Raw genomic sequence first — 15,766 nt, forward strand, 5'->3', positions numbered from 1 at the left:
GATGCCAAGCGAGGCGACATGGGGCACGATGTGGGGTGGGTCCGTGAGCGAGCACACCATCGTCGTCGACGGACTCTCGTGTCATCGCATGCCGGGCAGCACCCCCGCCCGGCCCGATCGAGGAGTAGGCATCACCGTGACCGAACAGGCAGAGAAGGACGTCAGCGCGACCTCCGGCGGCACCCCCGACAGGTCGGGTCCGCGCGTGCGCGTCATCCGTGAGGGTGTCGCGTCCTACCTGCCCGACATCGACCCCGACGAGACCGGCGAGTGGCTGGAGAGCTTCGACAACCTCGTCGCACATGCCGGACCGGCCCGAGCCCGCTATCTGATGCTCCGGCTGCTCGAGCGCGCAGGCGAGAAGCACGTCGCCATCCCCTCGCTGACGTCCACCGATTACGTCAACACCATTCCCACCGAACTCGAACCCTGGTTCCCCGGCGACGAGGGCGTCGAGCGCACCTTCCGTCAGTTCATCCGCTGGAACGCCGCCATCATGGTGCACCGCGCTCAGCGTCCCGGGGTCGGGGTCGGCGGTCACATCTCGACCTACGCGTCGTCGGCGTCGCTGTACGAGGTCGGCTTCAACCACTTCTTCCGCGGGCACGAACACCCAGGCGGCGGCGACCAGATCTTCATCCAGGGTCACGCGTCGCCGGGTATCTACGCCCGTGCCTTCCTCGAGGGCCGGATCACCGCCGAGCGGATGGACGGGTTCCGGCAGGAGCACAGTCACGCCGGTGAGGGCGGCGGTCTGCCCTCCTACCCGCACCCGCGACTCATGCCCGAGTTCTGGCAGTTCCCGACGGTGTCGATGGGTCTCGGTCCCATGAACGCGATCTATCAGGCGCGCTTCAACCACTATCTGCACGATCGCGGTATCAAGGACACCTCCGACCAGCACGTGTGGGCCTTCCTCGGCGACGGCGAGATGGACGAGACGGAGTCACGCGGGTTCGCCAGTTTCGCCGCGACCGAGGGCCTGGACAACCTCACCTTCGTCATCAACTGCAATCTGCAGCGGCTCGACGGACCGGTCCGCGGTAACGGCAAGATCATCCAGGAACTCGAGTCGTTCTTCCGCGGCGCGGGCTGGAACGTCATCAAGGTGGTGTGGGGCCGTGAGTGGGATGCACTGCTGCACGCCGACCGCGACGGTGCCCTGGTGAATCTGATGAACACCACGCCCGACGGCGACTTCCAGACCTACAAGGCCAACGACGGCGCCTTCGTGCGGGAACACTTCTTCAACCGCGATCCGCGCACCAAGGAACTCGTCAAGAACATGTCCGACGCCGAGATCTGGAATCTCAAGCGCGGCGGCCACGACTACCGCAAGATCTATGCCGCCTACGCGTCGGCGATGGCGCACAAGGGTCAGCCGACGGTCATCCTGGCGCACACGATCAAGGGTTACACCCTGGGCAAGCACTTCGAGGGCCGCAACGCGACCCACCAGATGAAGAAGCTGACCCTCGACGATCTCAAGGACTTCCGCGACGAGACGCGAATCCCGATCAGCGACTCCCAACTCGAGGAGAATCCGTACCTGCCGCCGTACTACCACCCCGGGATGGACGCCCCGGAGATCCAGTACATGCTCGACCGCCGCAAGAACCTCGGCGGCTTCCTGCCCGCGCGCCGTACCAAGGCCAAGGCGTTGTCCCCCGATGTGAGCAAGGCGCTCGCGACCACCGCAAAGGGCTCGGGCAAACAGCAGGTGGCAACCACCATGGCACTGGTGCGCGTGTTCAAGGATCTGTTGCGCGACAAGGAGATCGGCCATCGGATCGTGCCGATCATCCCGGACGAGGCGCGGACCTTCGGGATGGACTCGTGGTTCCCGACGCTCAAGATCTACAACCGCAACGGACAGCTCTACACCTCGGTCGACGCCGAGTTGATGCTCGCCTACAAGGAGAGCAGCGAGGGCCAGATCCTGCACGAGGGCATCAACGAGGCCGGCTCGGCCGCCTCGTTCACCGCCGTCGGCACCTCGTATGCGACGCACGACGAGCCGATGATCCCGCTCTACATCTTCTATTCGATGTTCGGCTTCCAACGCACCGGCGACAGCTTCTGGGCGGCCGCCGACCAGATGGCGCGCGGCTTCGTCATCGGCGCCACCGCGGGACGCACCACGCTGACCGGCGAGGGCCTGCAACACGCCGACGGCCAGTCACCGCTGCTCGCGGCGACCAACCCGGCGGTGGTGGCCTACGACCCGGCCTTCGCCTACGAACTCGGACACATCGTCGCCGACGGTCTGCGTCGGATGTACGGCGAGAATCCGGAGAACATCTTCTACTACCTCACCGTCTACAACGAGCCGATCAGTCAGCCGGCCAAGCCCGACGACCTCGACATCGAAGGTGTGCTCAAGGGCATCTACCGGTTCAGCCCGGCCCCGCAGGACAAGCAGTACCCGGCCAACATCCTCGTCTCGGGGGTGACCATGCCCGACGCGCTGCGCGCCCAGGAGCTCCTGGCCGCGGACTGGAACGTCGGCGCCGCGGTGTACTCGGTGACGTCGTGGAGTGAACTCGCCCGCGACGGCATCGCGATCGACCGTGCCGCGGTGCGGACCCCGTCGCAGGATGCGGGTCAGCCCTACGTCACCAAGGTCCTCTCGGACGCCGCCGGGCCGTTCGTGGCGGTCAGCGACTACATGCGTGGTGTCCAGGAGCAGATCCGCGCCTACGTGCCGGGCACGTATCTGACACTCGGTGCCGACGGCTTCGGGTTCTCCGACACCCGTCCGGCCGCTCGTAGGGTCTTCAACGTCGACGCCGAGTCCATCGTCGTCGGGGTGCTGGTGGCCCTGGCCCGCGACGGGCACATCGATGCCGGCGTCGCGGCGCAAGCCGCCGACAAGTACCAGATCACCGACGTCAACGCCGCCGAGGTGTCCTACGCCGACACCGGCAGCGCCTAGAGTTCGACCGGTCCGTCGACTGCGGCGGTCGCCCCTTCGCGGGCGACCGCCGCAGTCGTTGACGGCGCATTCGTCGGCCCGGCGGCCGCGGACGCCTACTGTGAACACATGTCGGAGCATCGGGTGAATCAGACGCCGCCGCCCAGCGACGTCTTCGGGGAACGTGGTGCGCACGTGCCCGCCCCGGCCACCGTGCACGACGCACTGCCCGACACGCTGCTGCGTCGCGTCAAGCAGTACAGCGGTCGACTGGCCACCGAGGCCGTCCACTCGATGCAGGACCAGCTCCCCTACTTCGCCGATCTCGACGCCGCGCAGCGTGCCAGCGTGCAGCTGGTCGTGCAGACCGCGGTAGTGAACTTCGTCGAATGGATTCAGGACCCCGAGGGCAACGTCAAGTTCACCGTTCAGGCCTTTCAGGTCGTCCCGCAGGATCTCGCGCGCCGCATCACGCTGCTGCAGACCGTGGAGATGGTGCGCGTGGCGATGGAGTTCTTCGAGAAGTGGTTGCCGCTGCTCGCCCGCAACGACGCCCAACTCCGCGCGTTGACCGAGTCGGTGCTGCGTTACGGTCGCGAGATCGGGTTCGCCGCCGCGGCCATCTACGCGTCGGCGGCCGAATCGCGCGGCGCGTGGGACTCGCGTCTGGAGGCCCTGGTGGTCGACGCCGTCGTCCGCGGCGACACCGGCCCACAGTTGTTGTCGCGGGCGGCCGCGCTGAACTGGGATTCCGACGCCCCGGCCACCGTCATCGTCGGCGCGCCACCTCCCGAACAGAACGTCTCGGTCCCGCTGGCGATCCACAACACCGCGAAACGCTATGACCGGGCCGCACTTTCGGTGGTGCAGGGCACGTTGCTGGTGACCATCGTCAGCGGGCCGATCAAGATGACCGATCCGTTCAGCAATGCGTTGCTCGACCACTTCGCCGACGGGCCGGTGGTCATCGGGCCGACCATGCCCAATCTGGGCGCAGCGCACACCAGCGCCACCGAGGCGATGGCCGGGATCTCCGCAGTCGTCGGCTGGCCCGGCGCACCGCGGCCGGTGCACAGCCTCGAACTGTTGCCCGAGCGGGCACTCAACGGTGACGCATCGGCGACGGCGACACTCATCGAGACGCTGGTGCGTCCGCTGTCGACCGGCGGTTCGACCCTCAACAGCACCCTCGAGTCCTATCTGGACTGTGGCGGCTCTGTGGAGGCATGTGCCCGCGAACTGTATATCCATCCAAATACTGTCCGGTACAGACTGAAGAAAATTGCAGAAGTGACAGGACGTGATCCAACTAACCCTCGCGACGGCTACGTCTTACGTATCGCGGCAACCGTCGGACGATTGACACATCTGAGGAACGAATCGCCACACTCAGCCACATGAGGAACATCAGTAACACCGCTGTTTCCACATTTCCGCTGGCAGATGCCTTTCGGACACATTTCTGTAACGAATCTCGAAGTGATGACGATGCGGAACCAGCCAGAGACACCTTTGTGGGAACCCCACAAATCCTTCCGATGAGGTCTAGCGACCTCCACACCCACATAGGACGCCGAAACGGTGTTCTCTGGTCACGTGCTTTCGATGCTTGCGCCCGGTCAGGGCTCTCAGACACCCGGCATGTTGATTCCGTGGCTGGAACTCCCCGGCGTCCGCGATCAGCTGGCGACGTGGTCGAAGCTGATCCAACTCGATCTCGAACGGCTCGGCACCACCGCCACCGCCGAGGAGATCACCGACACGGCGGTCACCCAGCCGCTCGTCGTCGCCGCGGCCCTGCTGGCCTTCGATGAGTACCTCAAGCGCGGTGAGCTGCCCGACGACGCCGTGATCGCCGGCCACTCGGTCGGCGAACTCGCCGCCGCGGCCATCACCGGCGTCATCAGCTCCGACGAAGCCGTCAAACTGGCCGCGATCCGCGGATCCGAGATGGCCAAGGCATGCGCCCGCCAGGCCACCACCATGGCCGCGGTGCTCGGCGGCGACGAGGGCCAGGTGCTCGCCCGTCTCGACGAGCTCGCGCTCGTGCCCGCCAATCGCAACGCAGCAGGCCAGATCGTCGCTGCCGGTCCGGTGGAGGCCATCGACGAGCTGATCGCGAGTCCGCCGGAGAAGGCCCGCATCCGTAAACTCGCCGTCGCCGGCGCCTTCCACACCGACTACATGGCCCCGGCACGCGACGCCGTCGCCGCTGCCGCGTCGAAGATCACCCCCGCCGACCCGGCCCGGGTCCTGCTGTCGAACTCCGACGGCCGGCCGGTCGCCGACGGCGCCGAGGCGCTGAGCAAGCTTGTCACGCAGGTCACCAGCCCGGTCCGCTGGGACCTGTGCTCGGCCTACATGCGCGAGGTCGGCGTCACCTCTCTGGTCGAACTCCCGCCCGCCGGCGCTCTCGCCGGCATCGCCAAGCGCGAGATGAAGGGGACCCCCACCGTGGCGTGGAAGACCCCCGACGACATCGAGAAGGTCATCGAACTTGGATAGAGGTCGCGTCCCACGCGACCCCACCGGAAATCCGGTTGTCACCGGATATCCAAGCACCCGAGGTGCTTTCGTGCCTCGGGTAGCTCCGGACAATCACCACCCACAGCTAAATCACGAGAAGGGAACCACCCACGTGGCTGCCACCCAGGAACAACTCATTGCCGGCATCGCCGAGATCATCGAGGAAGTCACCGGCATCGAGCCGTCCGAGGTGACGATGGAGAAGTCGTTCGTCGATGACCTCGACATCGACTCGCTGTCGATGGTCGAGATCGCGGTGCAGACCGAGGACAAGTACGGCGTGAAGATCCCCGACGAGGACCTCGCCGGCCTGCGCACCGTCGGTGACGCCGTCAACTACATCCAGAAGCTCGAGGCCGAGAACCCCGAAGCCGCTGCCGCCATCCAGGCCCAGATCGAGGCAGAACAGAACTCGTGAGCTCGCCGTCCCTCCGCGAATACTCAACGCTGGGCGGGAACTTCCCGAGTGTGGTGGTCACCTCGATGGTGGCCACCACCTCCCTCGGTGTCGACCTCGAATCGACCTGGCAGGGGCTGCTCGACGGCAAGACCGGCATCCGTGAGCTGACCGACGACTTCGTCACCAAATTCGGCGAACTGCCCTGCCGCGTCGGCGGGCGACTGCTCTCCGATCCGGCCGACGAGGTCACCCGCGTCGAGGCTCGCCGCATGGCCTACGTCGAGCGGATCGCCCACGTCATGAGCAAGCGCCTGTGGGCGCAGGCCGGCGAACCCGAAGTCGATCCCGAACGCCTCGCCGTGGTGCTCGGCACCGGCCAAGGCGGCGGCGACGCCATGGTCGACGCCGTCAAGGCGATCGAGAGTTCCGGCAACTACCGCAAGGTCTCCCCGCTCGCGGTGTCGATGGCCATGCCCAACGGCCCGGCCGCCGTCGTCGGCCTCAACATCGGCGCACGCGCCGGTGTGATCACCCCGGTCTCGGCGTGCTCGTCGGGTGCCGAGGCGATCGCGCACGCCTGGCGGCACATCGTCATGGGCGACGCCGACATGGTCGTCACCGGCGGCGTCGAAGGACACATCGATGCGATCCCGATCGCCGCGTTCTCGATGATGCGCGCGATGAGCACCCGTAACGACGATCCGGCCGCGGCGTCACGACCGTTCGACAAGGATCGCGACGGATTCGTCTTCGGCGAGGCCGCCGCGATGCTGATCCTCGAACGTGAGGAACACGCCAAAGCCCGTGGGGCACATATCCACGCGCGCGTGCTCGGTGCCGGTATCACCTCCGATGGTTTCCACCTCGTCGCCCCGGACCCCAGCGGTCAGGGCAACGCACGAGCGATGACACGGGCCCTCCAGACGGCCGGGCTGACCAAGAAGGACATCACCCACGTCAATGCGCACGCCACCTCGACCCCCATCGGCGACACCGCCGAAGCGGTCGGGATCAAGGCAGCCATCGGCGACCACGCCGCGGTGTATGCCCCCAAGTCGGCCCTGGGTCACTCCATCGGCGCGGTCGGAGCCCTCGAATCGGTGCTCACGATCAAGAGTGTCGAGGAAAGCGTCATCCCGCCGACGCTGAACCTGGAGAACCAGGACCCCGAGTGCGACATCGAAGTGGTGCACGGGCAGGCCCGTCATGGTCAGATTGATTACGCGCTGAACAACTCGTTCGGCTTCGGTGGGCACAACGTGGCGCTCGCCTTCGGTCGCTACTGACCATTCGCGACACCCCCGAGGAGACAGCGATGACCACATTGGCCCCCATCACCGGCCATGAGGACTCAGTCGATCCGCGAGATCCACTGCTGCGGTTGACCAACTTCTTCGACGAAGGCTCCCTGTCGCTGCTGCACCCCCGGGACAAATCGGGAGTGCAGGCAGCGATCGGAGAGGTCAACGGCGTTCGCACCGTCTCCTACTGCACCGATGGCACCGTGATGGGCGGTGCCATGGGTGTCGTGGGGTGCGCCCACATCGTCAACGCCATCGACACCGCGATCACCGAACAGGCCCCGGTCGTGGGCATCTGGCACTCCGGTGGTGCCCGTCTGGCCGAAGGCGTCGAAGCCCTGCACGCCGTCGGCGGAGTCTTCGAGGCGATGGTGCGGGCCTCCGGCTACATCCCGCAGATCTCGGTGGTCGTCGGATTCGCCGCCGGCGGCGCCGCCTACGGACCCGCACTCACCGACGTGGTGATCATGGCCCCCGCCGGTCGCGTCTTCGTCACCGGACCCGACGTCGTCAAGAGCGTCACCGGCGAAGAAGTCGACATGGAATCGCTCGGCGGCCCGCTCACCCACGGAAAGAAATCCGGGGTCAGCCACATCACCGCAGACTCCGAGGCCGACGCCTATTGGCGCGCCCGTCGACTCGTCTCCACCTTCGCCCGCCCCGGCCGGTTCGACACCGAGCACGCCGAAGCCGGCGACACCGACCTCAAGGCCCTGCTGCCCGAATCCAACCGCCGGGCCTACGACGTGCACCCCGTCGTCACCGCCCTCCTCGACACCCAGCACGCCGCCGACGGCGACACCGAGATCTCGAGTTTCGAAGAGCTGCAAGCGAAATGGGCTCCGAACATCGTCACCGGGTTCGGCCGCCTCGCCGGACACAGCGTCGGCGTCATCGCCAACAACCCACTACGCATGGGCGGTTGCCTCAACTCCGAGAGCGCCGAAAAAGCCTCCCGCTTCGTCCGACTCTGCGACGCCTTCGGCATCCCGCTCGTCGTCATCACCGACGTCCCCGGCTACCTCCCCGGCGTCGGCCAAGAATGGAACGGCGTCGTACGACGCGGCGCAAAACTGTTGCACGCCTTCGCCGAATGCACCGTACCCCGAGTCACCCTGGTCACCCGCAAGATCTACGGCGGGGCCTACATCGCCATGAACTCCCGCGCCCTGGGCGCCACCGCCGTCTACGCCTGGCCCGGCTCCGAGGTCGCCGTCATGGGAGCCAAAGCCGCCGTGGGAATCCTGCACAAGAAAGCCCTCGCCGCCGCCCCCGACGACGAACGCGAAGCCCTCCACGACCGCCTGGCCGCCGAACACGAAGCCATCGCCGGCGGCGTCGGACGCGCCCAATCCATCGGCGTCGTCGACGAAGTCATCGACCCGGCCAAAACCCGCAGCATCATCACCGCCGCACTCGCCGCAGCACCGTCACGACGCGGGCGGCACAAGAACATACCTTTGTGATTGGCGCCGGCTCCGCCGTCGCGTGCCGTCCGCGCTATAACCCGCGTCTTCCCTCCTCACCGCATTGTCGCTGCGCTCCTCGCGCTTCGTCAGTCCAGACGCGGGCGCGCGGCGGCATGGTGAGCGGGCCCACGCCGTAATCGCATTGTCAGGGCGCTCCTCGCTCCTCGTCAGTCCAGACGCGGGCGCGCGGCGGCGTGGTGAGCCGGTTCGCGACGTAATCGCATTGCCACTGCGCTCCTCGCTCCTCGTCAGTCCAGACGCGGGCGCGCGGCGGCGTGGTGAGCGGGTTCGCGACGACAGCGCTCTCCCCTACGCCGACAGCGCCCTTGGGGACGACGACGGCGCTTTCGCTCTTGATGGTGACACTCTCGTGAGCTATCCGACGCGCTGCTGCAGCCAGGTGACCTCGGCGCCGTAACCGCCCATGCGATAAGCCTCGAGTGCGTGGTCCCACGCCGTGCCGAGCACCGATTCGATCTCGCCGGCCAAACCCGCACTGTCGGGCTGCGACTCGATCATCGCGCGCAGCTGGGTCTCCCCGACGATCACGTCGCCGTTGGCACTCATCGAACCGCGCCACAGACCCAATCCCGGGACGTAGCAGAAACGTTCGCCGTCGACGCCCTCACTGGCGTTCTCGGTCACCTCGAAGCGCAACGCCGACCACTCGCGCAGCGCGGTCACCAAACGGGCGCCTGTGCCCACCGGCCCTGCCCAATCGACCGTCGCACGCTGCATTCCCGGCTCGGCATCCTGTGCCGACCATTTCAGGTTCGCGCGCGCATTCAGGGTCGACGACAGAGCCCACTCCACATGCGGGCACAGCGCCACCGGCGCCGAGTGGATGTACACCACTCCTGTTGTCACGTCCGCAAACTGATTCAGGTTGCGCACCTTGGTCACCTCCGGTTGTCGACGAGGAACGTCTTCCCCAACACACCTCGCAACACCGGATAGCACACTCGTGACCTTGATTGTGCCCTATGAGGTACGTGTTGCGCCAGTTTCTGATGCGCTCTATTGAATCGGATGTGACGGAGGTTGTTCAGCCGTTGCGGAGATCGGCGACCACCGCGTCGTTGAACTCGCTCCACAGCGGCTTCGCCCACGGCCCGAAGTCGCGATCGGTGAGGACCACGCAGGCCGCCCCCAGCACCGGATCCACCCAGAGAAAAGTCCCCGACTGGCCGAAGTGCCCGAAAGTCTCCGGCGAGTTCTGGGTACCCGTCCAGTGCGGGGACTTGTGTGCGCGGATCTCGAATCCGAGACCCCAGTCGTTGGGCCGGTGTTTGCCGTAACCGGGCACGAATCCGTCGAGACCCGGAAAGCACACGGTTCGGGCGCGTGTCGAGGTGGACGACGAGATCAGCGTCGGCGACATCAGGTCTTGGGCGAATCTCACGAGGTCGTCGACGCTTGAACGGGCGCCGTGCCCGGCCGGTCCGGCGAGCATCGTCGAGCCCAACTCCAGTGGCACACACAGCGCCTCGTGCAGATAGTCGGCGAACTCGATGCCGGTGGCCTGCTCGACGACCTCGGCGAGCACCTCGAAACCAGCACTGGAGTAAATCCGTCGGGTGCCCGGGGCGGCTTCGACATCTCGGGTGCCGAAGGCTAGGCCCGACGCGTGCGAAAGCAGATGCGCGACGGTCGCTCCCGGCGGCCCGGCCGCGTCGTCGAGGCCGATCGCCTCCTCCTCCACCGCAACCAGAACCGCCTCGGCGACCAGGAGTTTGGTCACCGAGGCGAGTTCATAGACACGGGAGCTGTCACCGAAACCGGCGACCAGCCCGTCGGTGGTCAGCAGCGCGGCCGAGACGTTGTCGACGGGCCAGTCGGCGAGTGCATCGAGTACGGACACGCCTCGCAGACTACGCGGACACCGATCCGGCCTCCTCCCCCACGCGAGATCGCCGGGTCAGTGGTCCTCGTCGGTGTAGCGGATGACGCCGCGGATGTTCTTGCCGTCCAGCATGTCCTGGTAGCCCTGGTTGATCTGGTCGAGACGGTACTGCCGGGTGATCATGTCCTCGATGTTCAGTTTGCCCATCCGATACATCGACAGCAGTTGCGGGATGTCGAGTTTGGGATTGGCACCGCCGAAGATGGTGCCCTGCAGGTTCTTCTGTAGCAGGGTGAGCATCGCCAGGTTCAGCGTCACGTCGGATTCGAGCATGTTGCCCATGCCCGTCAACACGCACGTACCGCCCTTGGCAGTGATCCCCATCCAGCTGTCGACGTCCTTGCCGTGGACCTCACCGACGGTGACGATCACCTTGTGGCACATGTGCCCGTAGGTGATCTCCGCGATGGCCGGTGCCGCCTCCTCGATCGAGGCGAAGGTCTTGGTGGCCCCGAACTTCATGGCCTGTTCGCGCTTCCACTCGACCGGGTCGATCGCGAAGACGTTGCGCGCACCGGAGATCACCGCACCCTGCAGGGCCGCGGTGCCCACGCCGCCGACGCCGACGATCGCGACGTCCTCACCCGGGCGGACGTCGCCACTGCGGGTCGAGGAGCCGTAGCCGGTGGGAATCCCGCAGCCGACGAGCGCCGCCACCTCGAACGGAATCGACTTGTCGATCTTCACCGCCGACGCCTCGTGCACCACCATGTACGGCGCGAACGTACCGAGCAGCGTCATCGGGTAGACATTCTCACCTTCGGCGGTATGGATACGGAACGTGTTGTCCGACACCGCTTCTCCCTGCAGCAGCATGGCACCCATGTCGCACAGGTTGGCCATGCCCGACTTGCACGACGGACACTTTCCGCACGACGGGATGAAGGAGAGCACCACGTGATCGCCGACCTCGAAATCGGTGACCCCCTCGCCGATCTCCTCGACCACGCCGGACCCCTCATGACCGCCGAGAATCGGGAATCCGGCCATCGGGATGCCACCGGTCATCAGATGATGATCGGAGTGGCACATCCCGGCCGCTTCCATCCGGATCTTGATCTCGTGCGCCTTGGGATCCCCGATCTCGATCTCCTCGATCTGCCACGGCTTGTTCAGTTCCCGCAGCAGTGCACCTTTGGTCTTCACCCTCGAACCTCCACTCGTGCCGGCACAGCGTGGCGCATGCCACTCCTTAGGCAGAATTGTAACGTGTTCCAGTTTTGGATTGTAACGTGTTCCAGTTTTCGAATCTGTGAATCTTGACCTGGCCGTGGACCACCGACCGGTCGACGACCACGAAGAAGACCCCGGCCGACGACGTGGTGCGCGTGGCAACCACCTCACGACCGGGGTCCACCCCGCGTTCATGAAAGGGTCGGTCAGTTCGCCAGACCGGCGTCCTTGCTGCCGTAGGTCGATCGCAGCGACGGCTTGACGACCTTGCCACCGGCGTTGCGCGGCAATTCGTCGACGATCACGAGATCCTTGGGGTGCTTGAAGCGGGCCAGGTTCTCGTTGAGGTAAGGCTCGAGGTCGTCGAGGGTCAGATCGTCGACGCCCTCGGCGAGCACGACGACGGCCACCGGCACCTCGCCCCACTTCTCGTGTGCGCGACCGATGATCGCCGCCTCGGCGATCTTCTCGTGGCCGAACAGCACGTTCTCGACCTCGGCGCAGTAGATGTTCTCTCCGCCGGAGATGATCATGTCCTTGGCGCGGTCCACGACGTAGAGGAAGCCCTCGTCGTCCTGGCGGACGAGGTCTCCGGAATGGAACCAGCCACCGTGGAAGGCATCTGCGGTGCCCTGCGGGTTCTGCCAGTAGCCGATCATCATGTTGGGACCGCGATAGACGATCTCACCGACCTCGCCGGGGGCGACGTCGTTCATCTCCGGGTCGACGACGCGGGCGGTGACGGCCGGCACCACCTTGCCGATCGAACCGATCTTGCGCAGGGCATCCTTGCCCTCGAGGACACAGGTGATCGGCGACATCTCGGTCTGGCCGAACACCGCGACGTTCAGCGCATCCGGGAAGGTCTCGTTCATCGCGCGCAGCACCGTGTCCGACGCCGGGGCCGCACCCCAGCTGATGACCCGCAGCTTGAGATCGCGGGGCCGGGCCTGCTGCGCGGCGCACACCGCCTGCCATTGCGCGGGAACCAGGAAGATCGAGGTGGTGCCCTCCCGTTCAAGGGTGTCGAGCATGTCATCGGGGTCGAAGGCCCCGAGCGGGTGGATCACCGACAGCGCACCCATGTAGATCAGCGGCGCCATAGCGCCGAGTCCGGCGATGTGGAACATCGGCGCCACACACGAGCCCACGTCGTCGGGTCGGGTACTCAGCGCCTGCAGACAGGTGACGGCCTGGGCCTGCAGGTTCTGGTGGGTGAGCATGGCGCCCTTGGGCTTTCCGGTGGTACCCGAGGTGTACATGATCAGTGCGACCGACTCCTCCGGCACGTCGATCTCGGGGAGATCCGACGAATCCTCGGCGACGAGGTCCTCGAACTTCAGGTGCGCGGGGTTGTCGGTGTCACCGACGACGATCGTCGCGTCGATCGCCCCGGTCGAGGCACTCACCGCGTCGGCCAGCGGCGCGAGAAGGGACTCGGTGACGATGATCTTGGCACCGGAATCGCGGACCAGGAACGCGATCTCCGCCGGGCTCATCCGGACGTTGACCGGTACCGGGATGGCACCGATCAGGTTGGCGCCCATCACGGCCTCGACGTACTCGGAGCGGTTCAGCAGCACCAGCAGGATGCGGTCGCCGAAGCCCACGCCGCGTCGGCTCAGTGCGGCGGCGAACCCGCGCGTGCGTTCGTCGAGTTGCTTCCACGTGGTGACGTTGCCCAGGAACTTCAGTGCCGGTCCGTCGGGATTCATGAACGCATGCCGACGGACCTGGTTGTTCCAATGGTTACGACGGGACCGGAGTGGTTCGGTGGTGAGGTCGGCGGTGTTGTCGATCGTGGCGGTCATCGTGGCGTTTTCTCCTTGGTGTGCTTCGCGAATACGCTTGTGCGGCAATGTGTATGTGCGGGGCCAGGGTTCGGCGGCAGGTTCGGGATCAGCCTCGTCGCCCGGTGAAGGCGGCGAGCGCCGCGCGGAATTCCGGCGACTGGAGCAACTCGGTCTGCCCGTCGAGTTCCCGCTCGATCGCGGGCTCGAATCCCGACATCGTGTGCGCGTCGAGGGCCGCCTTTGTTCGACGCACCGCCGAGGGCGACAGACCCGCGAGTTTGTCGACCGCTGCGGCGACCCTCGCGTCGAGTGCTGCGCGGTCCTCGAGGACCTCGGTGACCAGTCCGGCGTCGTATGCCGCAGGCGCCCGGAGCTTTTCGCCAAGGAGTGCCATCGCATTGGCGCGCGCCCGACCGACTGCGGCGGCCACCAGCATCGAGGCCCCGCCGTCGGGCATCAGACCGATGTTGATGAAGGCGAGTAGGAAGTACGACCGGGCGGTGGCATAGATCAGGTCGGCGCCCAGTGCCAGCGAGGCACCGATTCCCGCCGCGGCCCCGTCGACCGAAGCAATGACCGGCACGGGCACCGCACGCAATGCGCGGGCCAGATCCGAGCCGGAGGCGATGATCCCGTGCGCCTGCTCGCGACCCAGTCCGTCGAGGCCACCGCCGTGAGCGATGGAGGTGACGTCGGCGCCGGTGCTGAAACTGCCTCCCGCACCATCGATGACGACCACGCGAACGGAGTCGTCGGCCGTCCACTTCGTCAATGCCTCGACGATGCGTCGATTGGCGTCGGTGTCGAGGGCGTTCATCCGCTCGGGCCGCGAGATCGTCAGCCGCGCCACGCCCCTGTCGTCGAGTGACTCGATCACGCCGGGAGCCTCCTGCGCCCCGCCGGCCACGTCGTCGATCGTCGTGTTCTCGCTCACCGCTCTCCTGACTCTCGCCGCTGTCCGCATCTGCGGGCGCAGGCCTCACGGTACACCACCATGAGATCTGAATCACGAGAATATCGATTAACATATATTTTATCAACAAGCGCTTCAGCAGCACTTTTCGTGAAATTTTCCTGGATCGTCTCTGCGAATGGACCATCCGACTACGCTGTCGACGTGACCATCCGGAGTACGCCCCGGCGGCGGCCGGTCGATCGCCGCAAGCACCTCATCGAGGTGGCGACGCGTGCGTTCAGCGATGGCGGCTTTCACGCGGTCCGCCTCGACGACATCGCCGAGGCCGCGGACGTGTCGGCACCGGCGCTGTATCGCCACTTCCCCAACAAATATGCCCTGTTCGCCGAGGCCACCACGGTTTTGGCGGACCGTCTCGCCGCAGCCACCTCGGACGTCCCGGCCGAGACCGATCCACGCCGGGAGTTGCATGCACTGTTGGCAGCCATCGCGGCGACCTCGATCGAGAACCGGCGCACCGGCGGTCTCTATCGCTGGGAATCGCGGTATCTGAGCGGGGCCGACGCCGCACACGTGCGTGCGGTGGTGATCGCACAGCATCGTCGTATCCGGTCGGCGATTCTGCGCGCGCGCACCGATCTCGACCGCGACGACGCCGACACCCTCGCCGCCGCGATGACCAGTGTCGTGGCCAGCCCCGCCACCCATCGGGCCACTCTGCCGGCACCAGAGGTGCAACAACTGCTCTGCGACGCGGCGATGAGCCTGCTCGACCTCGATCTCCTCGAATCCGCCGCGTCGGATCCCGTGACCGGACCCGGACTCTCCCCGACGGGCAGACGCGAGATCATCCTGTCCGAATCGATCGCCCTGTTCGCCGTCCGAGGTTTCCACGACGTGACGATCGAGGAAATCGGGCAGGCCGCGGGCATCCCGGCCTCCGGGGTCTACCGGCATTTCACCAGCAAGGTGGCGATTCTCGAGGCAGCGTTCTGGCGAGCCTCCGACCGTACCACCGCCAGTATCGCCGACGCCCTCGCCGCGTCGCGGACGCCGGCCGACGCAGTGGCGCACATGGTGCGGCGCTACATCGACCTATGTTGTGCTGCACCGGAACTGATGACCGTCTACCTGTCCGAAGCGGGCCATCTCGAGGCCCGTACCCGGACCGCGCTGCGCACCCAGCAACGCCGCAACGTCGAGGAGTGGGCAGCCTGGGTATGTCGGGCGCACCCCGACGTCGACGCGAGCCGAGCGCGCTTCCTGGTCCATGCCGAACTGGCGGTCGTCGCCGATCTGGTTCGCGGCTCCCAGCCGCCCGCGCCGGCTCGCATCGACGCGATCGGTCGACGAATTCTCTTGACCCGGTGA

At 66.4% G+C, this 15,766-nt stretch carries 12 protein-coding genes; 7 read left to right on the top strand and 5 right to left on the bottom strand.

Going from position 1 to position 15,766, the window contains the following annotated elements:
• The first annotated feature begins 88 nt into the window (after window positions 1–88).
• The 6 genes from aceE (at window position 89) to P3L18_RS01380 (ending at window position 8,607) form a co-directional block, all read left to right on the top strand.
• Window positions 89–2,935: a pyruvate dehydrogenase (acetyl-transferring), homodimeric type gene (aceE, locus tag P3L18_RS01355; protein WP_276113136.1), complete on the top strand. Its 2,847-nt coding sequence runs from the start codon at window positions 89–91 to the stop codon at window positions 2,933–2,935.
• Between the two features lie 108 nt (window positions 2,936–3,043).
• Window positions 3,044–4,315, top strand: a complete 1,272-nt coding sequence (locus P3L18_RS01360) for a helix-turn-helix domain-containing protein (RefSeq protein ID WP_006371501.1) — start codon at window positions 3,044–3,046, stop codon at window positions 4,313–4,315.
• 195 nt (window positions 4,316–4,510) lie between these two features.
• Complete coding sequence (locus P3L18_RS01365) at window positions 4,511–5,419, top strand: ACP S-malonyltransferase (RefSeq protein ID WP_035728476.1); 909 nt, start codon at window positions 4,511–4,513, stop codon at window positions 5,417–5,419.
• A 133-nt stretch (window positions 5,420–5,552) separates the two neighbouring features.
• The gene (gene acpM, locus P3L18_RS01370; RefSeq protein WP_006371499.1) at window positions 5,553–5,858 is read left to right on the top strand and encodes a meromycolate extension acyl carrier protein AcpM; all 306 of its coding nucleotides are present in this window, start codon (window positions 5,553–5,555) and stop codon (window positions 5,856–5,858) included.
• Window positions 5,855–7,126: a KasA/KasB family beta-ketoacyl-ACP synthase gene (locus P3L18_RS01375; RefSeq protein ID WP_020170855.1), complete on the top strand. Its 1,272-nt coding sequence runs from the start codon at window positions 5,855–5,857 to the stop codon at window positions 7,124–7,126. The genes acpM and P3L18_RS01375 overlap by 4 nt, the downstream gene beginning before the upstream one ends.
• Window positions 7,127–7,155: 29 nt before the next feature.
• A complete protein-coding gene (locus tag P3L18_RS01380) occupies window positions 7,156–8,607 on the top strand; it encodes an acyl-CoA carboxylase subunit beta (RefSeq protein WP_014360432.1) in 1,452 nt (483 codons plus the stop codon).
• A 378-nt stretch (window positions 8,608–8,985) separates the two neighbouring features.
• On the opposite strand, the gene P3L18_RS01385 is transcribed toward P3L18_RS01380, so the two are convergent.
• From P3L18_RS01385 to P3L18_RS01405, 5 genes are all read right to left on the bottom strand, one after another.
• Window positions 8,986–9,504, bottom strand: a complete 519-nt coding sequence (locus tag P3L18_RS01385; RefSeq protein ID WP_006371495.1) for a DUF3145 domain-containing protein — start codon at window positions 9,502–9,504, stop codon at window positions 8,986–8,988.
• Window positions 9,505–9,655: 151 nt separating this feature from the next.
• Window positions 9,656–10,471, bottom strand: coding sequence for a serine hydrolase domain-containing protein (locus P3L18_RS01390; protein WP_211544521.1), 816 nt, complete (start codon window positions 10,469–10,471; stop codon window positions 9,656–9,658).
• 57 nt (window positions 10,472–10,528) lie between these two features.
• A complete protein-coding gene (locus P3L18_RS01395; RefSeq protein WP_020170853.1) occupies window positions 10,529–11,659 on the bottom strand; it encodes an NDMA-dependent alcohol dehydrogenase in 1,131 nt (376 codons plus the stop codon).
• A gap of 233 nt (window positions 11,660–11,892) precedes the next feature.
• A complete protein-coding gene (gene fadD5, locus P3L18_RS01400) occupies window positions 11,893–13,497 on the bottom strand; it encodes a fatty-acid--CoA ligase FadD5 (RefSeq protein WP_006371492.1) in 1,605 nt (534 codons plus the stop codon).
• A gap of 88 nt (window positions 13,498–13,585) precedes the next feature.
• Window positions 13,586–14,413, bottom strand: coding sequence for an enoyl-CoA hydratase-related protein (locus P3L18_RS01405; RefSeq protein WP_020170850.1), 828 nt, complete (start codon window positions 14,411–14,413; stop codon window positions 13,586–13,588).
• Between the two features lie 183 nt (window positions 14,414–14,596).
• Between P3L18_RS01405 and P3L18_RS01410 the strand changes: the two genes are divergently transcribed.
• The gene (locus tag P3L18_RS01410) at window positions 14,597–15,766 is read left to right on the top strand and encodes a TetR/AcrR family transcriptional regulator (protein WP_276113008.1); all 1,170 of its coding nucleotides are present in this window, start codon (window positions 14,597–14,599) and stop codon (window positions 15,764–15,766) included.

Origin of the sequence: Gordonia sp. N1V (genome assembly GCF_029269935.1) — a bacterium.
GTDB lineage: Bacteria > Actinomycetota > Actinomycetes > Mycobacteriales > Mycobacteriaceae > Gordonia > Gordonia polyisoprenivorans.